The sequence below is a fragment of the Candidatus Binatus sp. genome (genome assembly GCF_030646925.1).
GTDB lineage: Bacteria > Desulfobacterota > Binatia > Binatales > Binataceae > Binatus.
Window position 1 is genome coordinate 66704 of the sequence record NZ_JAUSKL010000051.1, and the last position, 20675, is coordinate 87378.

The following is a 20675-nucleotide window of genomic DNA, read 5'->3' on the forward strand; positions in this document are numbered from 1 at the left end:
CAATGAGTCTGGCGGCGATATACGAAGACGGCGCGACGGACCGGATGCATGTGCCGGTGATGGTGGAGGAGGTGTGCGGGCTTGCGTCCGCACACGGTCCGCTCGCGTTCGTCGACGTGACGGTGGGCGCGGGTGGTCACGCCGCCGCGATCATGCGCGCGACGGGAGCGCGGATGCTCGGGCTCGATCGCGACGACAATGCTTTGGCAATCGCGCGCGAGCATCTCGCCGAGTTCGGCGATCGCGTGACGCTCGTTCGCGCTGACTTCGGTGAAATCAAATCCGCGATGCTGGAATGCGGCTTCGATCGCGCCGACGTGATTCTCGCCGACCTCGGCATGAGCAGCCTCGCGCTCGACGATCCCGCGCGCGGCTTCAGCTTCAAGGCCGACGGTCCGCTCGACATGCGGATGGATCGGCGCCAGCAACTTCGCGCCCGCGACCTTGTCAATGAAGAAAGCGAAACGGAACTCGCGCGCATCATCTATACGTATGGCGAAGAGCGCGCGTCGCGGCGAATCGCGCGGCTGATCGTCGAAGCGCGCCGGCGCGGGCCGATCGAGACGACGGGCGAGCTCCGCGCGATCGTCGAGCGCGCACTCGGCGCACATCGCCGGACGGGAGCGCATCCCGCGACGCGAACCTTTCAGGCGCTCAGAATCGCGGTGAATCGCGAGATGGAGAGCCTCGCCGCACTTCTGCGCGACGGTCCTGCGATGCTGAATCCCCGCGGGCGGATGATCGTTATCGCATATCATTCGCTCGAAGATCGTCCGGTGAAGGAGCGCTTTCGCGAATTGGCGCATAGCGACGAGTATCTCGCGATCACGCGGAAAGTGATCAAGCCGTCGGGCGCGGAGACTTCCACAAATCCGCGCGCGCGCAGCGCTCGCCTGCGATGCATCGAACGGAGCGCATCATGAGCCGCCGCGCGAAACCCAGCAAGACGCCGTCGAAGGTGATCCCGGCGATACTCGCGGTGCTGATCGCGGCGGTCGGGTTTGCGACGTTGATGGTGCGGCTCGAAGTCACGCGCGAAGGTTACCGGCTCTCGGCGCTCAGAAACGATATCGCAAAATTGCAGGATGAAAACCGGCGGCTCCGCCTGGCCTCGGCGGAACTTTCGTCGCATGAACGATTGCGCGCGCTCGCGGCGCAGTACCATCTGGGGCCTCCCGCGCGCGGGCAGGTGGTGATGCTGCCATGAATACGTCGTTCAAGCAGCGCCGCGCACGGATCGGTGCGCTCACGATGGTGCTCGCCACGCTCTTCGCGTTCACGGTGCTGCGACTGATAATCCTGGTGGCATTCGATGGTGCGCGACTGAACTCGCTCGCGAAGAACGAGCATACCGGCGAGACGCAACGCGCGGCAGTGCGCGGACCGATCGTCGATCGCAACGGCGAGCCGCTCGCGCTCTCCGCGGAAACCCGCTCAGTTTACGCGCGGCCGAAGCGCGTGCTCGAATCGAGCACGCTCGCGGAGCGGCAGAAACTCGCGGCGATTCTCGGTATCGCGCCGCAGCACCTCGAAGCGAAACTGCACAAGCCGGCGCCGTTTGTCTGGGTGGCGCGGCGAATCCAGTCTGACAAGGCGCAAGCCGCCGAGGCGCTCGGCATCGACGGCGTCGGCGCGCTCAGCGAGTACAAGCGTTTTTACCCGGAGAGCAACCTGGCCGCGTCGGTGGTGGGGTTGGCTGGGATGGATGGCCAGGGGCTCTCCGGGTTGGAGTTGGGGTACGACAAAATCGTGCGCGGCGAGCAGGTTGAATTGAGTTTCAATCACGACGCGCTGGGGCATCCGATTCTCGACAGCCCGCTTGCACTGAAGGCGGCGGCGCCGGGGGCCAAGCTCGAACTCACGATCGATGCGTCGATTCAGTCGCTCGCCGAAAACGAGTTGGTGGCCGAGGTGGCGCAAAGCGGCGCTCAGCGCGGCAGCGCGATCGTGCTCGATCCGTTTAGCGGCGAAGTGATCGCGATGGCGAACGTGAAAACCGACGCCGCCGACATCCACGATCGATTGCACAATCCCGCGGTGCAGGACGCGTTCGAGCCCGGCTCGACGATGAAAGGAATTCTCGGCTCGATTGCGCTGGCCGACAACGCAATCACGCCGCAGCAAAAGTTTTTCTGCGAGAACGGACGCTTCTATCTCGACCGTCACACGATTCACGATCACAGCCGCCATGGACTCCTCGACCTCGGCGGAATCATCCAGGTGTCGTCGAATATCGGCGCCGCGAAGGTCGCGCTAACCCTTGGCTCGCAGCGATTTTACGACGGGTTGAAAGCGTTCGGAATCGGAGTCAAGACTGGAATCGATCTGCCGGGTGAAGCCGGCGGTCTGCTAAGCAAGCCGAAAGGCTGGCGTCAAATCGATCTCGCCAATCACGGGTTCGGGCAGGGCGTGGCGGTAACGCCGATTCAACTTGCAGTCGGATACGCGGCGATCGCGAATGGCGGCAATATCGTGCGTCCGTACCTGGTCAAGGCGGCCTACGACGCCGACGGCCGTCCGCTGGTGACGCACACGCCGCAGGTTTTGCGCCGCGCGATCGCCCCCGAAGTCGCGCATCAGATGAACCTGATGCTGCGCAACGTCGTGATGTCGGATGGAGGCACCGGCGCCAGGGCGCGCGTCGATGGCTTCCTCGTCGCGGGCAAGACCGGCACGGCGCAGATGGTGAATCCGGAAAACGGCACCTACTACCAGAATCGTCACGTATCGTCGTTCGTCGGATTTTTGCCGGCGGACGATCCGCGCCTGCTGATCCTCGTCGTGCTGTACGACGTCGGCCACGAGCATTTCGGCGGATTGATCGCGGCGCCGGTGTTCAGCGAAATCGCGTCGGGCGCGATCCGCGATTTGAATATCACGGCGCCAAATCACGCCTACGATGCGGCGAGCATGATGCCGTTTCCGCATCTCGATGTGAATGCCGCCGAACGGCGCGTCGCCGCGGCGTCGATGGGAGTCGATGATTATCTGCCGGTGCTGACCGGATCGAAGCTCGCGCGGCAGACGCCGAATTTCTCCGGCTTGAGTCTTCGCCGGGCGCTCGAACTTGCAAGGCGCAGCCGCGTCAATATCGACGTTCATGGCGGTGGCTACGTGATCGAGCAGGAGCCGCGGGCTGGCACGCCGCTCGATCATTCGACGGTCGTGAAGCTGACACTCGCCGCGATGGTCGCCAACTCAGATGTATCGGGCGTGATGCCGGCCTCGTTTCTTGCGGGCGGCAAACCGCCGAAGCGGAAGTGAAGCTCGAGGCGTTAATTGGCGGACTCGATGTGGCGCGAATCGACGGAGACGCGAAAGTGGAAATCACCGGCATCAGCTATGACTCGCGTCAGACGATGCCGGGGCATTTGTTTTTTTCGATGGCCCGCGACGCGCAGCGGAATCGGGCCAACATAAATGATGCATTGAGCCGTGGGGCGCGCGCGTTGGTGGTGCGGGGATGGGATGGTGAAATGGCGCGCCCCGCGGTGACTATCGTGGAGAGCGAGCGGCCGCGGCTGCTGATGGGCGGCGCGGCGGCTCGCTTCTTCAACGCGCCGAGCGAGCGCGTCGATCTGATCGGCATCACCGGCACCAGCGGCAAAACCACGACGTCGTATCTATTGGGCGCGATTTTCGAAGCGGCGGGAATTCCGGCCGGAATAATCGGCACGATCGGAATTTTCGTCGCGGGCAAAAAAATCTACAGCGGTTTGACGACGCCGGAGTCGCTCGACTTCGAATCGGCGCTCGCGCGCATGGAACGCGAAGGCGTGACGCATGCGGCGGCGGAAATCTCGTCGATCGGAATCGAGGAAGGGCGCGTCGACGCGCTCAACTTCCGCGCCTGCATGTTCACCAACCTCGGCCGCGATCACCTCGACTATCACGGCACGATCGAGAATTACTTCGCCGCCAAGCTGCGGCTGTTCACCGAGATACTACCGCGCAGCCGGCGCGCCGAGCCGGTCGCGATTGTGCGCGGCGACGATCCGTTTGGCCGGCGCGTGCTCGATTCGATCGCGACGCGCAAAGTCAGTTTCGGGTTCGATCGAACGCTCGACGTGTTTCCGGAAAACTTCAGCGCCGATCTGAGCGGCATCCGCGCGACGCTCTCGGTGCTCGGAAAAAAGATCGAAATTGAATCGCCGCTGGTCGGCGAAATCAACCTCTTGAACATTCTTGGCGCCTCGGCTCTGTCGGTGGCCTTGGGCATTGAAACTGCGGCGGTGGCGGACGGTGTGCGGCGATGCCCAGGGGCCCCCGGCAGACTCGAGTCGGTTGCGGTGAAACCCGGCGTGACGGTGCTGGTGGACTACGCGCATAAGCCCGACGCGCTCGAAGCGGTGCTGAATGCGATTCGGCGCTTGTGCACTGGCAGAATTATCTGCGTGTTCGGCTGCGGCGGCGATCGCGATCGCGGCAAGCGGCCGATCATGGGCGAGATTGCCGGGCGTATCGCGGACTTGCCGGTGCTCACCTCGGACAATCCACGCAGTGAGGATCCGCTCGCGATAATTGCCGAAGTCGAAGCAGGACTGATCGCTGCGGGACTTTCCCGAATCGACGATCGCGCCGCCGCGGATGCTTCTTCGCGCGGATACATCGTCGAGCCCGATCGACGCCGCGCGATCGCGGCTGCGCTCCGCATTGCGGCGCCTGGCGACGCGGTGATCGTCGCGGGCAAAGGCCACGAGGACTATCAGCTCGTGGGCGGGCGCGTGCTCCCGTTCGACGATCGCGCCGTGGTGCGCGAGATTGCAGCAGAACTCGACCGCGGGCAAAGTTGAAAGACGCTGGCGGTCGCGATGCTCTACCTGCTGCTCTATCCGCTTCACAAATATTATTCCGCGTTCAACGCGCTGCGTTACGAGACGTTGCGTTCGGTGCTCGCGGGACTCGCCGCGTTTGCGCTTTCGCTCGCGCTGGGACCGGTTTTGATCGAGCGCTTTCGCGCGATGCATATCGGCCAGACGATTCGGGAAGTAGTGCCGCAGGGGCATCAGAAGAAGGCCGGCACGCCGACGATGGGCGGATTGTTGATCCTCGCCTCGATGCTCTCCGCGACGCTGCTGCTCGCGAACATTCTGAATCCTTACATCTGGATCGCGATTTTCGTCACGGTCACGTTCGGCGCGATCGGTTTCAGTGACGATTACTTCAAGCTCGCGCGCGGCAAGGGCCTCGGGCTGAGCGGACCCACCAAACTGATACTGTCGTTTTCGTGCGCGTTCATCGCGTCGGCGTTTCTGTTTCTGTATCTCGGCTTCGACACGCATCTGACCGTGCCCTTTCTAAAAAATATCAATCCCGATCTTCATTGGTGGTTTTACATTCCGTTCGCGATGGTCGTGATCGTCGGATGCTCGCACGCGGTGAACCTGACTGACGGCCTCGACGGCCTTGCGATCGGCCCCGTGATGACGGTGGCATTCTGCTATTGGACTTTCAGCTACGTCGCGGGCAACACGAAATTTTCGACGTACCTGCAAATCACGCACGTGCCCAACGTCGGTGAGGTCGCGATCTTCTGCGCGTCGCTGATCGCCGCGTCGCTCGGATTTCTCTGGTACAACGCGTACCCGGCCTCGATGATGATGGGCGACGTCGGCGCGCTCGCGCTCGGCGGCGCGCTCGGCACCGTCGCGGTGCTCGCGAAGCAGGAATTGGTGCTGGTGATCGCGGGCGGCGTGTTTGTCGTCGAGGCCAGCTCGACGATCATCCAGCGCTACTATTTCAAATGGACCGGCGGCAAACGTTTTTTTCGGATGGCGCCGCTGCATCATCATTTTGAACTCGAAGGCGTGCCCGAAACCGTGGTGGTAATCAGGTTCTGGATCGCGTCGATCGTGTGCGCGCTGGTCGCGCTCAGCACCTTGAAGTTGCGCTGATGGAGTTGCGGGGAAAACGCGTGATGGTGGTCGGCCTCGGGGTCAGCGGACTCGCGGCGGCGCGCTTTCTCGCATCGCGCGGCGCGCATCTCACGATGACCGACAGGCGCGTCGATCTGGACCGCAGCAAACTTCCCGCCGGCGATGTGAAGCTCGGCGCGGAAGACGCGGCGTGGATGAAAAACACCGAGCTCGTCGTCACCAGTCCGGGCGTTCCGCGCGATTCCAAATTGCTGCGCGCTGCGGTCGAGCAAGGCATTCCAGTAATAGGAGAGCTCGAACTGGCCAGCCGCTACGTCGAGGCGCCGATCGCCGCGGTGACAGGCACCAACGGCAAGAGCACAGTCGTGGTGCTGCTCGGCGAGATCTTCAAGGCGGCCGGACTCAGCACCTTCGTCGGCGGCAACCTGGGTACGCCGCTGATCGACGCGGTCGGCGCGCGTTACGACGTCGTGGTGGCCGAGGTCTCGAGCTTTCAGCTCGAATGGATCGAGCAGTTCAGCCCGAAGATCGCGGTGCATCTGAATCTCACTGACGATCATTTCGATCGCTACCGCGACCTCGACGACTACGGCGCCGCGAAGGCGCGCATCTTCGAAAATCAAAACGCCGACGCTTGGGCGATCCTGAATCGCGACGATCCAAATGTGTGGAAGCTCGCGAGCAAAATCCGCTCGCGCGTGATCGGATTCGGATACGCGCCGCAAAACACCGCGCCGTCATTGTGGATTGAAGGCGATGAGATTTGTTTTGACCTCGGTGACCGGCGCGGACGGATCAGCGTCGAGAAGTTTCATCTGCGCGGAAGGCACAACCTGTCCAATGCGATGGCGGCATCCGCCGCGGCGCTCGCGATGGGCATCGACGCATCGACGATCGAACGCGCGCTCGAAGAGTTTGCCGGATTGCCGCATCGAATCGAGTTCGTGCGCGAAACTGGCGGCGTAAAATATATCGACGATTCCAAGGGCACCAACGTCGGCGCGGCCGTGGAAGCAATCGACGCGATTCCAGCGCCGATAATTTTGATCGCTGGCGGACTCGACAAAGGCGGCGACTACGCGCCACTCCGAAAACCACTCAAAGAAAAAGTGCGGCTCGCGATTCTGAACGGCGCCGCGCGCGACACGATGCGCGATGCGCTCGACGGCGCGACCACGATTGCGGTCGTCGCTACTTTGCGCGACGCGGTCGAACACGCTGCGCGCGAAGCAAAACCCGGCGATACGGTGCTGATGTCGCCAGCGTGCTCGAGTTTCGATCAGTTCAAGGACTATGCGGAACGCGGCAACATATTTAAAGAGCTGGTTCGGGCGCTTTGAGAGCGTAAATTACCGGCGTCCCGACCCGTGGCTGTGGCTGCCGGCGGCGGTGCTGCTGTTGCTCGGCCTGCTGATGGTGCTGAACACGACGTATTTTCTCGGGATCGAACGAAAAGGCGACGCGTTCCATTTTTTCAAACTGCATCTCGCGCATATCGCGCTCGGCCTGATCGTGCTCGCGGTGCTGTCGCAATTTTCGCTGGCCGGATTGAAGCGCATCGCGATGCCGCTGTTCATCGCTTCGGCTGTGCTGCTGCTGCTGCTCTACGTGCCGGGTCTTGGCCTGATGAAAGGCGGTGCGCGGCGATGGCTCCGGCTTGGTCCCGCCGTCGTCGAACCGTCTGAGCTGGTGAAATTTGCACTGGTATTTTTTCTCGCGAAGTTTCTGAGCAAACGACAGGAGCATTTGCGTTCGCTCCTCAACGGACTGGTGCCGGTTTTCGTAGTCGTCGGGCCGATCGCGCTGATTATCCTGAAGCAGCCTGACTTCGGCAGCACCGTCATGATCGCGCTGATTCTATTCGCGATGCTGTACGCGGCGGGCGCGCGCGCATCTCACCTCGCGATCGCTGGCAGCGGCGCGCTGGCCGTTTTGATTTTCCAGGCCGCCGCGAAATCATATCGCATGAAGCGCCTGACGACGTTTCTCGATCCATGGTCGGTCGCGCGCGGCGCCGGTTTTCAACTGGTGCAATCGTTCATCGCACTCGGCGAGGGCGGCAAGTGGGGCGTTGGGCTCGGCGCGGGCCGCCAGAAGATGTTTTACCTGCCCGAGGCCCACACCGATTTCGTGTTCGCAGTGGTGGGCGAGGAGTTTGGAATTCTCGGCGCGTGCATCGTGATCGGACTTTTTCTGTTGATCCTGTTTCGCGGCATGAGGATCGCGCACGACGAACCCGATCCATTCGCGAGTCTGCTCGCGGTCGGACTGACGTCGCTGATTTCGATCCAGGCGTTGATCAACATGGCCGTCGTGATCGGAATGATCCCGACCAAAGGATTGCCACTGCCGTTTCTCAGCTACGGCGGTACGTCGATCATAATTGCGATGGCGGCGTTGGGTGCGTTGCTGGCGCTCGGTCGCCGGCCAGCAGTCAGATGAAAGTGATCATCGCGGGCGGCGGCACCGGTGGTCATCTGTTCCCGGCCGTCGCGCTCGGTGAAGAGTTGAAGCGAACGCGCAAGGGAATCGACGTGTTGTTTGTCGGAACCAGCGCGGGCCTCGAGGCGAAGTGGTTGCCAAAGAGCGGACATGACTACGAGTTGTTCGAGATGCACGGCATCCGCGGTCACAGCATGATCGAGCGTGCGCGCGCGTCGATCGAATTTGTGCGCGCGATCGCGATGGCGATTTCGCTGACGCGGCGGTTTCGTCCCGACCTGATCGTCAGCGCGGGCGGATACGCGTCGGCGTCGATGGGCGTTGCGGCGATTCTTACTCGCACGCCGCTGGTGCTGATGGAGCAGAACACGCGTCCGGGGTTGGTCAATCGGATGCTGTCGCGGTTCGCGAAGAAGATTTGCGTCGGCTTCGGTGACAGCGCCAGTCACTTCGGGAACAGCGCCAAAGTCGAGGTGACGGGTAATCCGGTGCGCTTCGAGTATCGGCCTGACCGATCGCGGAACGAGGGCGTGCCGTTGCAAATCCTTGTTTTAGGCGGGTCATCGGGGGCCCATCGTTTGAATATTGGTGTCCTAGATGCTTTCAGTATCTGGGGAAAAAGTGTTATAAAGCTGAACGTCATTCATCAGACTGGGGAGGCGGATGAGGGGCTGGTGAGGGAGGCTTATCGTGCAATGCCGTTCGAGTCGGAGGTCGTCGCCTTTATCGACGATATCCCGGCGGCGTTGCATCGCGCGGACTTGGTGATCGCGCGGGCCGGCGCCATGACCGTGACCGACATCATGCTCGCTGCGCGCGCCGCGATTTTCGTCCCCTATCCGTTTCACAAGGACGAGCAGCAGGTGCATAACGCACGCGTGCTTGAAAGCATCGGCGGAGCGATAATTGTTCGTGATGACGAAAACCTCGCGACGAACCTTGCGCGCGAGCTCGGCGTGTTCGCGAGCGATCCCGCGCGACTTGCCGAGATGGGCGACCGGGCGCATCGATTGGCGCATCCCGATGCGGCGCGTCGCGTCGCGCAAATTTGTTTCGAAGTCGCAGGTTCGATGAGTGACGCCGCGTGAATAGACTGCTTGCAAATGGCCTGCTGACGCGCGAACGGCGAATTCATTTCATCGGAATTGGCGGCGCCGGCATGAGCGGGATCGCCGAGTTATGCCAACGCCTCGGGATGCGCGTCAGCGGATGCGACATGAAATCGTCGGCTACCACCGAGCGGCTCGCGTCGGTCGGCGTCGAGATCGAGACCGGGCATCATCCTGCTCATCTCAAACGCGGAATAGACGCGGTGGTCATTTCGTCAGCGGTCAAATTTTCGAATCCCGAAGTTGCGCGCGCCCGCGAAATGAAAATCCCGGTGATCGCGCGCGCTGAGATGCTCGGCGAGTTGCTGCGAATGGCGAAGGTCGGAGTGGCGGTCGCCGGCACGCACGGCAAGACCACGACCACCGCGTTGATCGCGCTGATACTGGAGGAGGCGGGACTCGATCCGACCGTCGCAGTCGGCGGAAATCTTCGCAACACCGGCACCAACGTGCGATTGGGCCACGGCGATTTCATGGTTGCCGAGGCCGACGAGAGCGACGCGTCGTTTCTGTTGCTGCTGCCGACGATCGCGGTCGTGACGAATATCGACGCCGAGCACATGGATCACTACGGCACGATGGGTCGATTGCTCGAGGCGTTCGAAAACTTCGTCAATCGAATTCCATTTTATGGCGTCGCGGTTCTCGGCATCGACAGTTTGAATGTCCGCGCGATTGCGGCGTCGGCAAAAAAACCGGCGATCACTTACGGCGTTGCCGCCGATGCGGACCTTCGCGCCGATCATATCGTGATTGATGGCCTTTCGACGCGCTTCGACGTCATTCGCAAAGGCGAGCGCCTCGGCACCGTCGCGATTCCGACGCCGGGCGTTCACGTTGCGATGAATTCGCTGGCGGCGATCGCCGTCAGTATGGAGATTGGAGTCAGCTTCGAGACCGCAGCGGCCGCGCTCGCGCGATTTGGCGGAATCAGCCGGCGTTTCGAGATTAAGGGCGAAGCTGCGGGACGAATCGTGCTGGACGACTATGCGCATCATCCAGCCGAGGTGCGCGCGACGCTGGCCGCGGTGCGTGGAGCGTTCAAGCGGCGCGTCGTGACGGTTTTCCAGCCGCATCGATACACGCGGCTGCGCGATTTGTTCGACGAATTCCTCACGGCGTTTGACGATACCGACGTGCTTTATCTGTACGAAGTTTATCCCGCGGGCGAGGAGCCGATCGCGGAGGTATCGTCGCGGCGGCTCTACGAGGCGTTGTGCGCGCGCGGCCATCTCGAAGTGCATTACGTCGGCGCGGAGGAAAATCCGGCGGCGCGAATCGCGCTCGGCTCGCGCGATGGCGACGTAATCGCGACGCTGGGCGCGGGTGACATCTACAAGTTGGGCGGCGAAATTCTGAGTGCGCTCGAGTCCGAGGTGAAGATCGATGAACGCGCTTGAGAATCAACTGCGAGCGCGATTCGGTACGCGGCTTCGCTCCGCCATGCCGCTTTCGGAACTTACCTCGTTTCAAATCGGCGGCCCGGCCGACTTGTACGTCACGGTCGAAGACGAGCGCGAGTTGATGCACGCGAAGGCCGCATCGTACAGCGCCGGCGTTCCCTGCTTCTGCCTGGGCGCGGGCACGAATCTGCTGGTTAGCGATCGCGGGATGCGCGGGCTCGTAGTTCGACTCGGCGATGGCTTCAAGAAAATCAAAATCGACGCGCTCGCAGTCGAAGCGGGCGCGGGGGCCGAGTTCGGCACGCTGGTCGAAACCGTGATCGCGCAGGGACTCGCGGGCCTCGAATTCGGCGAAGGAATTCCCGGCACGGTCGGCGGCGGATTGGTGATGAACGCCGGCGCGTTCGGCGGCGAGATCGCAAAAGTCGTCACGCTGGTGCATGGAGTCACCGAAACCGGCGATGCGCTCGCGCTCTCGAACGACGAAGTGAAATTTGCGTATCGGCGAACCGATCTGCCGCCGAACTTCATCATCACGCGCGTGGATTTCGAACTGGCGCATGGCGATCGCGAAAAACTTAAAGCTCGAGTGGCGGACCTCCGGGCGAAGCGCGCGGCGCGGCAGCCGCGCGGAATCCCGAATGCGGGTTCGATCTTCAAAAATCCGCCGAACAATTTTGCTGGCAAGTTGCTCGAAGGCGCCGGACTCAAAGGGACGCGGATGGGTGGCGCCGCATTCTCCGAACAGCACGCGAATTTTATCGTGAACCTGGGCGGCGCGCGCGCCGCGGAAGTGCGCGCGCTGATCGAAATGGCGCGCAACAAGGTCAAGGAACAAAGCGGCGTCTGGCTTGAACCGGAGGTTAAGCTGGTCGGCGATTGGTGAGGCGGAAGTGGCGGTGAGGCGGGGCGGCGACAAGGCGGGCACGGGTTGGCAGCCGAGGATGGCGGGGCTGGTGGTGTGCGCTTTTTTTGTGATGGGCGTGATAACGGGATTTAGCGCGACCGGGCGCGCCGTCACGCTCCGAACCGCGAACACTCTCAAAACGTACCGCGACCGAGTGCTCGATTCGGTCGGTCCGATCCGCGACGGCGCCCAATGGTGCTACCGCGAATTGCAGGACTTCGCCGAGCGGCTCCGCGGCGAGCATCGCGCGCCCGAGAAGGATTCGAGCATCGCCGCGTCACATCGCATCGGCGCCGATGACAGTTCGCGCGCGATCGCGCTCGTCTCGCGGCACGACGGCTTCTATGCGCTGTTCGACGGCGGCGAACTGCGCGGACCGGTCTCGCCGGCGCATCAGAGCGATCTGCCGATCTTAAGTGGGGCCGCAATCGAAAATGCGCGCGGCGCTCAGATGATCGATTACGCGACGACGCTGGTGCGGGCGGAGACGCAGCTTTCCGAACTGATCTCCGAGATGAGAATCGCCGACGACGGCACGGCATCGCTGTTCCTCGAGCACGCGCGCACCGAACTGGTGATCGATCTGGATCGTGCGCCGATCGAAATTCAGCGCGCAGTCGAAGTCCGCCGCAAATGGCAGCATCGCGAGAGCCTGATCGCGGGCCTCGACATGACGACGCCCGATCAGGCCGTCGTGAGATTGCACGCGCCGGATGCGCCCCAGCCGAAACGCGCGCCGCGAAAAATAATCGCTCGTTCATCGAAGTCCAACCCGGTTCAGGAGTCTGTGGTGCGATGAGAAACCTGATCACCGGATTGGATGTCGGCACCAGCAAAGTTTGCGCGCTGGTCGGCGAGGCGACGGCCGACGGCGAACTCGCGGTGCTCGGCTACGGCGTCGCGCCATGCACGGGCCTGCGCAAGGGCGTGGTCGTCAATATCGAGGCGACGGTCGAGGCGATTCGAGCCGCGATCGATGCGGCGGAAAAAAGTTCTGGCGCGCGAATCGGCACCGTCGTCGCCGGCGTGGCCGGTCCGCACATTCGCGGCCTCAACAGCCACGGTATCGTCGCGGTGCGCGGCGGTGAAGTCGGTCCGCGCGATGTCGATCGAGTGATCGACGCGGCGCGCGCGGTCGCGATCCCGCCGGATCGGCAGGTGCTGCACATCCTGCCGCAGCAGTTCGCCGTCGATGATCAGGAGGGCGTGCGCGAACCGATCGGGATGGCTGGGGTGCGGCTCGAAGCGCGCATCCATATCGTCACCGCGGCGCAGAGCTACGGCCAGAATCTAACGAAGTGCTGCGAGCGCGCGGGCGTGACGCCATCGGAGATGGTTTTTCAGCCGCTCGCGTCGGCCGACGCTGCGCTATTTCCCGAAGAGCGCGAGCTTGGCGTCGCGCTGGTCGATATTGGCGGCGGCACCACCGGCATCATCGTATTTCACGGCGGCGCGGTGATGCATACCGCGGTGTTGCCGATCGGCGGGAATCATCTGACGAGCGACGTCGCCGCGGGACTTCGCACGCCGATCGCCGACGCGGAGCGGCTGAAGGTCGAGTTTGGCGTGGCGACGACGCAAATCGTGCGGCGCGATGAAACCGTGCAAGTGCCCGGAGTCGGCGGCCGCGAGCCGCGCGTAATCGCGCGTCGATTGCTCGCAGAAATAATCGAGCCGCGGATGGAAGAGATCTTCGCGATGGTGCAGCGCGAACTTGCGCGCTCGGGCGTCGCCGACAATCTCGCGTCGGGCATCGTGCTGGTCGGCGGAACTCCGCTGCTCGAAGGCACGCAGGAGCTTGCCGATCGGATGTTTGGTTTGCCGGTGCGCAGAGGATTGCCGATCAATTTAAAAGGGATGCCCGAAGAGTTGATGAAGCCGATGTACACCAACGCCGCGGGCTTGCTGATGTACCAGAGCGATGCGCGCGGCAGTGGCAACGGGATGGGGCATTCGGGCCGCTGGGGCCGGCTGCGCAGCCGCGTCAGCGAGTGGGTGAGGGACTTCTTTTGAAACATCCACGCAATAGCAATTCAAACGAGCAACAAAATTTGCCGGTAGGTGGTGCAGGAGGTTCTGTGATGATTGAGTTGGTGAGTAATCCCGACCCGGGCGCGAGAATCAAGGTTATCGGCGCAGGTGGATGCGGCGGCAATGCGGTCAACCACATGATTTCGGTGGGCCTGCGCAACGTCGATTTCATCGCCGTCAACACGGACATCCAGGCGCTGCAAAACAATCATGCGCCGATGCGCATCCAGATCGGCGATGCCATTACGCGCGGCCGCGGCACCGGCGGCAATCCCGAAGTTGGACGCAAGGCAGCGCTCGAAGACGAAGACCGAATCCGCGAACTGCTGCTGGAAGCCGAGATGGTGTTCGTCACCGCCGGACTGGGCGGCGGCACCGGCACCGGATCAGCGCCGGTGATCGCGCGAATCGCGCGCGAGCTTGGCGCGCTGACCGTGGGCGTCGTCACCAAGCCGTTCCAATTCGAAGGCCGGCGGCGGATGGCGCAAGCTGACGAAGGCCTCCGTGAGCTTAAAAATGCGGTCGATACGCTGATCACGATTCCGAATCAGCGCCTGCTTTCAGTGGCGAGCCGCAACACGTCGTTGCGCGAATCGTTTCAGAAGGCCGATGACGTGCTGCTGCAAGCGGTGCGCGGAATTTCGGAACTGGTGACGGTTCACGGACTCATCAATCTCGATTTCGCCGACGTTCGATCGATCATGGCCGAGATGGGCATGGCGATGATGGGTGCGGCGACGGCGTCGGGCGAGAACCGCGCAGTCGAAGCGGCGCAGCGCGCGATTTCGAGTCCGCTGCTGGAAGACGTTTCGATCAAGGGCGCGCGCGGATTGCTGATCAACGTGACCGGCGGCAGCGACATGGCGCTGTACGAAGTCAACGAAGCGGCCAGCCTGATCCAGGAAGAAGCGCACGAGGACGCCAACATCATTTTCGGCGCCGTGATCGATGAGAAGATCAGCGACGAGATTCGCGTCACCGTGATCGCGACTGGATTCGGCGAACTCGACAAGCATCCATCGACGCGCTACTCGCCGTCGGGCGCGCCGATCACCACGCCGATCGCGGCGGCCTCGACGCGCGCCGTCGATCCGATGGAAGTGCGGCCGGCAATTGTCGCGTCATCGCAATCGACGCCGGCAGCGCAGCCCGGACAGGTGCGGATGTTCCCGTCGAACAAACCGGTGCGCCGGATGGGATTGATCGTCGATGACAGCAGTCTCGATATTCCGGCGTTCAGGCGTCGCGGCGAGGCCGGGGTGGACGGCGAGAAGCTCGAGCCGAATTCGCTGCTCGATGGCGACGACAAGCTGGATATCCCGACGTTCCTGCGCAAGCACCTGGATTGATCGAGCGTCGCTCGGGAGCGATCAAAGTTGCTGAAAAAGCTGCGGCGCCGCGAGTCGATCGACTCGCCGCGCCGCACGCATCAGAGCTGAAATCAGTTTCTAGCGCCCGGCCGCGATTTTCCGCTCGGACGGCGCGCCGTTCAGTTCCGCGAGGATCGCCTCGCGGCGCTCTTCGAGTTCCTTCGGCATCGTGCGTCCGATCCGTTTGAAAAATTCGCCCGCCGATTCGAGTTCCGCCTTCCACTCTTGGGGATTGATCGCCAGCGCCGCGCGCGCCGCATCTTTGCTGATATCCAGTCCCTTGAGATCGAGCTCATCTTCGTTGGGAACTATACCGACCGGAGTTTCGCGGCCTTCGACGCGATCGTGGATTCGATCGAGCATCCACTTCAGCACGCGCATGTTTTCGCCGTAGCCGGGCCACAGAAATTTTCCGTCGCTATCTTTGCGGAACCAGTTGACCATGAAGATGCGCGGCGGATTCCTGATCGCCGAGCGCATCTTGAGCCAGTGCGCGAAATAATCGCCCATGTTGTAGCCGCAGAACGGCAGCATCGCCATCGGATCGCGCCGCAGCACGCCGACGGCGCCCGCCGCTGCGGCGGTGGTTTCCGAGCCCATCGTCGCGCCCATCAGGACGCCGTGGGTCCAGTCGGTCGATTCGAGCACCAGCGGCACCGTCGAAGCGCGGCGCCCGCCGAAGATGATCGCCGAGATCGGCACGCCCTTCGGCTCGTCAGCTTGCGGCGACCACGCCGGATTGTTGCGCATCGGCGTCGTGAAGCGGCTGTTCGGATGCGCCGCCTTGTCGGTGGAATCCTTGTTCCGGGGCCGCCCCTGCCAATCGAGCAGGCCGTCGGGTGGCGGCACGTCCATCCCTTCCCACCAGACGTCGCCGTCGGGCGTCATCGCGACGTTGGTGAAAATCGAGTCGTGCTCGACCATCTTCATCGCGTTGAAATTCGATTTTGCGCTGGTGCCGGGCGCGACGCCGAAGTAGCCGTTCTCGGGATTGACCGCCCACAGTCCGCCGTCCTCGCCGACCCGCATCCACGCGATATCGTCGCCGATCGTCGAGACCTTCCAGCCCTTGAATTCGTCGGGCGGCGTGAGCATCGCGAGATTGGTCTTTCCGCACGCGCTGGGGAACGCGGCGGCGATATAGGTGGTCTCGCCGTCGGGACTCTCGAGCCCGAGAATCAGCATGTGCTCTGCGAACCAGCCTTCATCGCGGCCGAGCGGGCCGGCGATTCGGAGCGCGAAGCATTTCTTCGAGAGCAGGGCGTTGCCGCCGTAGCCGCTGCCGACCGAGATGATCGTGTTGTCGTGCGGGAAGTGACAAATCAGCCGCCGCTCGGGACTAAGATCGAGCGTGCAATGCACGCCACGATTGAAGTGATCGGAATCGCCGAGCTGCTTCAGCGCCGCCGCGCCCATGCGCGTCATGATCCGCATGTTCAGCACCACGTAGATGCTGTCGGTGAGCTCGACGCCGACCTTCGAGAGCGGCGATCCGAGCGGACCCATCACGTACGGCACGACGTACAGCGTGCGCCCGCGCATCGAGCCCTTGAGCCATCCGTTGAGCCTGGCGTAAGTCTCGGCCGGGTCGCTCCAGTTGTTAGTCGGGCCGGCTTCCTCTTTGGTCGGCGTGCAGACGAAAGTCAGTTGCTCGGTGCGTGCGACGTCGTTGGGATTCGATCGATGCAGATAGCAGCCCGGTTTTTTTTCGGGATTGAGCGGAATCAGGATTCCCGCCGTGACCGCATCCGCCGTGAGGCGATCTCGCTCGGCCTCCGAACCGTCGCACCATACGATCCGGTCGGGCGTGGTCAGGTTCGCGACCTCCGCGACGAACTGGCTGAGTGCGGCGCTGGTAGTCGGTGATTTATCTGCCTCGGGATTCGGCGTCACTTGATGCGCTCCATTCGAGAAATGAATCTGGCGGAACCGTCCTGCCCTTCATCGCAAATCGCAAGGTTATCAACAAGTGGTGGTAAGGAGTAGATTAGCAGACCGCAAAAATCAAGGACAGTATTATAAGCGTCGCTCATCGCGTTGCGGTTCGCGCGAGAAATGAAAGGCGCCCGCCTGCGCGGACGCCTCCTGGAACATCGTAGATTCCGATCGCGGTCAGTACGCCGCGCTCTTGCGTGCCGAATCGATCAACCGCTGTATTTCTTCCTCGGTGAAGCCGGCCAGCATCCGCGCTTCTTTCGCGATCGTCAGCAGCATCCCGTCGTCGTTCTCGATATCTTCCTGCGCGCGGCGTCCACCGCGGAAATTGAACACCTGATCGACCATGTCCTGGAACGCCTGCGCGCGGGCAAGGCGTTCGGGGTCGCCCTCGGTCAGCTTGCGCATCCACTTCGAACCCATCCTCACGTGCGTGATTTCATCGGCCAGCACATAATCGACGGCGCGCTCGATCACTTCGTCGCCGTTGCGCTGCGCGATTCGAATCAACTGATCGAAGACGTCGCACGCGAGGCCCTCAAGCCCGCGATTGATTCCCGCGACGCGCGCGGCGGGATCCTCGGCCTGCGTGCATCGCCACAGAATTTCCGTCTCGACGTAGTCGCCCGGATGCGCGCCCATGTACTCGACCAGCCGCTGGAAAATTTCGGCGTGCCGCGCTTCGTCCCAGACCTGGCGCGCCATGTCGAGCTGGAATTCCCACGGCGCGTCGGGAAAATCGAACAGCGTGCGGCCCGCCGCTTCCATCGCCTGCAACTCGCCGGTGTAAATTCCGTGCAGGCGCGAGCGCAAAGTCTCCTCGTCGAACGGCGCCGGACGCCCGCCCTCCAGGCCCTGCTCCTCGCGAATCTCGCGCACTTGCCGGCTCCGCATCACGACCCAATTTTCGGGACGCGCGAGCCGATCGACCGGGATAAATTTTTCCATGATTCGATTTCCTTTGCGCCGCGCTCAGTAGGCCGTGCTTTTGCCGAAGCCGTGCACCAGCCGATCGATTTCTTCTTCCGTGAAGCCCGCGAGCAGCCGCGCCTCGCGCGCGATCGTGATCCCGCCGTCAATTTCGATTTCCCTGCCATCGACCATCTGCTTGATATGCGGCGCATCCTCGACGGTCGTGCGTCCACCGTTGAAATTGAACAGCGCATCGATATTGTCCTGGAAGGCCTGTGCCCGCGCGAGCCGCTCGGGATCGCCCTCGGTCAGCTTGCGCATCCACTTCGAACCCATCCGCACGTGCGTGATTTCGTCAGCGAGCACGTAATCGACCGCTCGTTCGATAACTTCGTCGCCTATGTTCTGCGCGAGCCTGATAAGCTGTTCGAACACGTCGCACGCGAGCCCCTCGAGGCCGCGATTTATTCCCGCAATCCGCGCCGCCGGATCCTCGGCCTGCGTGCACGACCACAGCACCTCGCCCTCGGGAAATTCGCCGTAGTAGGAGCCGACGTACTCGAGCAACTTCAGGTAGATCTCGGCGTGGCGCGATTCGTCCCACACCTGGCGCGCCATGTCGAGCTGGAACTCCCACGGCGCGTCGGGAAAGTCGTAGAGCGTGCGGCCGGCCGCTTCCATCGCCTGGAACTCACCGGCGCAGATTCCGTGTAGCCGCGCTTTCAGAAAATCTTCTTCGTATGGCATCGAGCTGTTGGGCGAAAGCCCCTGCTCGACGCGCGCATTACGCAAGCGCTCCGCCGGCAGCAGGATATGATCCGCAGGGCGGGCGAGCTTATCGACGGGAATCATTCGCTGCATGATGTGCTCCTCTGCGCTCTACCTGGTCCATCCGGAACGGCGGCCGGTCAGGTTTGCGATTTCACGCACAGTCCAGTGTCCGTTCTCTTCGCCGAGCCGAAACTGAATCGTCGATGGCGCGCTAGCGCCGCCGCTCAATTGCACCTTGAAATAGTGATGCTTCGCGACGCGGGCCCGCGCAATCACTTCGAACTTATCATAGGCGCATGACCCGGTCGCGTCGAAGATTCGTGCGACGTCCGCGACTGCCTCGCGCGAGGTCATCGTTTCAGCCGCGGCGCGATCATGGTTCATGATCGCGCGGATCAGATTCTCCGCCGCGGCGAGCATCGCAGGCGGCGGCTCGGCCACCCTGCCGATCGGCTGCGGACCCATCACGTTGCCGCGCTCGCCGAGATCAGGCATTGCCGTTCTCCGCCCGTACTTGCGCGGCCGCGGTCTTGAGATCGGGCACATCGCTCCACGACGAGCGCTTGTTCGAGATATCCTCGACCGCGACGATCAGCCATCTGCCATCGGGCTCGCGCCGCCATCGATACAAGAACTTGAGCGTGCGCGCGCCGGATTCAATTTTCAGCTTCGAGATGAAATGACCGCCGATCCGCGCGAGGCCGAGTGCTTCGACCGCGATCGGATCTGGTAGTTTCGCGATCTCAGCCGCCGCCTGCCTGTATGCCTCAAGCGTGGACGCCGCGGCCGCCACGAATTTTTCGGCTACAGAAGTGTCGCGCCGTGCGATTGCCTCGCGAAACGCCGCTATCGCGCCGTGCAATTCCGGAAATCTTTCCTGCTCCATAATCTTGGCTCAACTGTCCCGATTAACTGCGCCCCAGTTTTTTGCGCGGCTGTTCCGCCTCCGACTCGAAGCCGGTGACGCCGCCCGACGCGCCGAGCAGTTCCTCCAGATGCGCCTGCCACTTGGACGCGCGCGCATGCTTTTCCTTCGCGTCGAGCAAATCATCAAGCAGCACCAGTCCGCGCTCGACGTGGGCCTTTTCCTCATCGACCAGGCGCTCGAGGATTCTGAGCGTTGGCGGCTCGTACACCGGATTCATCGCGGACACATGCGAGCTGTAATGCGAAATCAGATGCGGCTTCAGGACGCGATAAATCCCGACCATGCGCTCGATCGTGTCCTCCCATTCCTCCTTGTCCTCGATCGCGTTCATGAACGCGACGAACGCGTCGTTCGGCGGCTTCGATACCTGCGGCTGCGCGCGAAGTTCCGGCAGGCGCTTGCCCAGCGCGTCGGTATGGAGCGCGTCCTCGTACACCTGCTTCGCCATCTCGAGCTTGACCGCGAGTTCCGGCGTGAGCGCAATCCAGCCCGCCATCATGCGCATCATGCGTTCCTCGGCGTAGCGATAATTCTGAATATAGATGACGCTCTGGCGCACGCTGTAAACGCCGTCGAGAGTTCGTCTGTCGTACAGTGCCATCGACTAACTCCTTCCGTGAGGCCCGTTCGCGTTCGACGATCGAGTCAGCGCCGCGGCTTCGGAGAAGAATCTACCTTCGACGATCGCCGCGATTTCGCGCCAGTAGGTTTCCTTGTCAGTATGCTTCAGATTGTTCGCGCCCATCGCCCAGCCCGCGCACAGCATGTGAATCGCATGCACGGCGCTCCGCGTATCGTCGAACTGGATGACATGCATCGATTTTCCGCGCTCGATTATTTCAGCCACGACGCCAAGATAGTCGCTCGCAATCTTTTTCAGCGCATTACGAAATTCGGGCCGGCGTTCGAGATAGCGCGCCTCGTGATGCAACACGTTGAAGGCCTCGCGATAGCGATCGATCACGTCGAGGATCGCGCGCATCACGTCGAT

The 20675-nt window shown here is 62.6% G+C and carries 20 protein-coding genes; 13 read left to right on the top strand and 7 right to left on the bottom strand.

Annotated elements, in window-relative coordinates:
* Nucleotides 1-2: 2 nt before the first annotated feature.
* The 13 genes from rsmH to ftsZ all read left to right on the top strand — a co-directional run bounded on the left by rsmH (nt 3) and on the right by ftsZ (nt 15117).
* Nucleotides 3-923, top strand: coding sequence for a 16S rRNA (cytosine(1402)-N(4))-methyltransferase RsmH (rsmH, locus tag Q7S58_RS08450; RefSeq protein ID WP_304823434.1), 921 nt, complete (start codon nt 3-5; stop codon nt 921-923).
* A complete protein-coding gene (locus tag Q7S58_RS08455) occupies nt 920-1207 on the top strand; it encodes a hypothetical protein (RefSeq protein ID WP_304823437.1) in 288 nt (95 codons plus the stop codon). Before rsmH ends, Q7S58_RS08455 begins: the two co-directional genes overlap by 4 nt.
* A complete protein-coding gene (locus Q7S58_RS08460; protein ID WP_304823440.1) occupies nt 1204-3264 on the top strand; it encodes a penicillin-binding protein in 2061 nt (686 codons plus the stop codon). Before Q7S58_RS08455 ends, Q7S58_RS08460 begins: the two co-directional genes overlap by 4 nt.
* On the top strand, nt 3261-4793 hold the full coding sequence (locus Q7S58_RS08465; RefSeq protein ID WP_304823443.1) for a UDP-N-acetylmuramoyl-L-alanyl-D-glutamate--2,6-diaminopimelate ligase: 1533 nt from the start codon (nt 3261-3263) through the stop codon (nt 4791-4793). Before Q7S58_RS08460 ends, Q7S58_RS08465 begins: the two co-directional genes overlap by 4 nt.
* Nucleotides 4794-4811: 18 nt before the next feature.
* Entirely contained in the window at nt 4812-5894 is a 1083-nt protein-coding gene (gene mraY, locus Q7S58_RS08470) for a phospho-N-acetylmuramoyl-pentapeptide-transferase (protein ID WP_304823446.1), read from the top strand.
* Nucleotides 5894-7216 carry a UDP-N-acetylmuramoyl-L-alanine--D-glutamate ligase gene (gene murD / locus Q7S58_RS08475; protein WP_304823449.1) on the top strand — a complete coding sequence of 441 codons (1323 nt, stop codon included), beginning with the start codon at nt 5894-5896 and terminating at the stop codon, nt 7214-7216. The genes mraY and murD overlap by 1 nt, the downstream gene beginning before the upstream one ends.
* The gene (gene ftsW, locus Q7S58_RS08480; protein WP_304823452.1) at nt 7170-8318 is read left to right on the top strand and encodes a putative lipid II flippase FtsW; all 1149 of its coding nucleotides are present in this window, start codon (nt 7170-7172) and stop codon (nt 8316-8318) included. Before murD ends, ftsW begins: the two co-directional genes overlap by 47 nt.
* Complete coding sequence (murG, locus tag Q7S58_RS08485; protein ID WP_304823455.1) at nt 8315-9406, top strand: undecaprenyldiphospho-muramoylpentapeptide beta-N-acetylglucosaminyltransferase; 1092 nt, start codon at nt 8315-8317, stop codon at nt 9404-9406. The genes ftsW and murG overlap by 4 nt, the downstream gene beginning before the upstream one ends.
* Before the next feature lie 5 nt (nt 9407-9411).
* On the top strand, nt 9412-10827 hold the full coding sequence (gene murC / locus Q7S58_RS08490; RefSeq protein ID WP_370655486.1) for a UDP-N-acetylmuramate--L-alanine ligase: 1416 nt from the start codon (nt 9412-9414) through the stop codon (nt 10825-10827).
* A complete protein-coding gene (gene murB, locus Q7S58_RS08495; RefSeq protein WP_304823461.1) occupies nt 10814-11716 on the top strand; it encodes a UDP-N-acetylmuramate dehydrogenase in 903 nt (300 codons plus the stop codon). Before murC ends, murB begins: the two co-directional genes overlap by 14 nt.
* A gap of 7 nt (nt 11717-11723) precedes the next feature.
* Complete coding sequence (locus Q7S58_RS08500; protein ID WP_304823465.1) at nt 11724-12536, top strand: hypothetical protein; 813 nt, start codon at nt 11724-11726, stop codon at nt 12534-12536.
* Complete coding sequence (gene ftsA / locus Q7S58_RS08505) at nt 12533-13750, top strand: cell division protein FtsA (RefSeq protein WP_304823468.1); 1218 nt, start codon at nt 12533-12535, stop codon at nt 13748-13750. Before Q7S58_RS08500 ends, ftsA begins: the two co-directional genes overlap by 4 nt.
* Before the next feature lie 68 nt (nt 13751-13818).
* The gene (gene ftsZ, locus Q7S58_RS08510) at nt 13819-15117 is read left to right on the top strand and encodes a cell division protein FtsZ (RefSeq protein ID WP_304823471.1); all 1299 of its coding nucleotides are present in this window, start codon (nt 13819-13821) and stop codon (nt 15115-15117) included.
* Between the two features lie 99 nt (nt 15118-15216).
* On the opposite strand, the gene Q7S58_RS08515 is transcribed toward ftsZ, so the two are convergent.
* The 7 genes from Q7S58_RS08515 to Q7S58_RS08545 form a co-directional block, all read right to left on the bottom strand.
* Nucleotides 15217-17031 carry a phosphoenolpyruvate carboxykinase (GTP) gene (locus Q7S58_RS08515; protein ID WP_304823474.1) on the bottom strand — a complete coding sequence of 605 codons (1815 nt, stop codon included), beginning with the start codon at nt 17029-17031 and terminating at the stop codon, nt 15217-15219.
* 219 nt (nt 17032-17250) lie between these two features.
* Entirely contained in the window at nt 17251-18021 is a 771-nt protein-coding gene (locus Q7S58_RS08520; protein WP_304823477.1) for a DUF455 family protein, read from the bottom strand.
* Between the two features lie 24 nt (nt 18022-18045).
* Nucleotides 18046-18846 (bottom strand): DUF455 family protein, encoded by an 801-nt coding sequence (locus tag Q7S58_RS08525; RefSeq protein ID WP_304823480.1) that lies wholly within the window; start codon nt 18844-18846, stop codon nt 18046-18048.
* An 18-nt stretch (nt 18847-18864) separates the two neighbouring features.
* Nucleotides 18865-19251, bottom strand: coding sequence for a hypothetical protein (locus Q7S58_RS08530; protein WP_304823483.1), 387 nt, complete (start codon nt 19249-19251; stop codon nt 18865-18867).
* A complete protein-coding gene (locus tag Q7S58_RS08535) occupies nt 19244-19642 on the bottom strand; it encodes a hypothetical protein (protein ID WP_304823486.1) in 399 nt (132 codons plus the stop codon). Before Q7S58_RS08535 ends, Q7S58_RS08530 begins: the two co-directional genes overlap by 8 nt.
* A gap of 22 nt (nt 19643-19664) precedes the next feature.
* Nucleotides 19665-20285, bottom strand: a complete 621-nt coding sequence (locus Q7S58_RS08540; protein WP_304823489.1) for a hypothetical protein — start codon at nt 20283-20285, stop codon at nt 19665-19667.
* Between the two features lie 3 nt (nt 20286-20288).
* Nucleotides 20289-20675: hypothetical protein (locus tag Q7S58_RS08545; RefSeq protein WP_304823491.1), on the bottom strand; the 387-nt coding region annotated here is incomplete at its 5' end.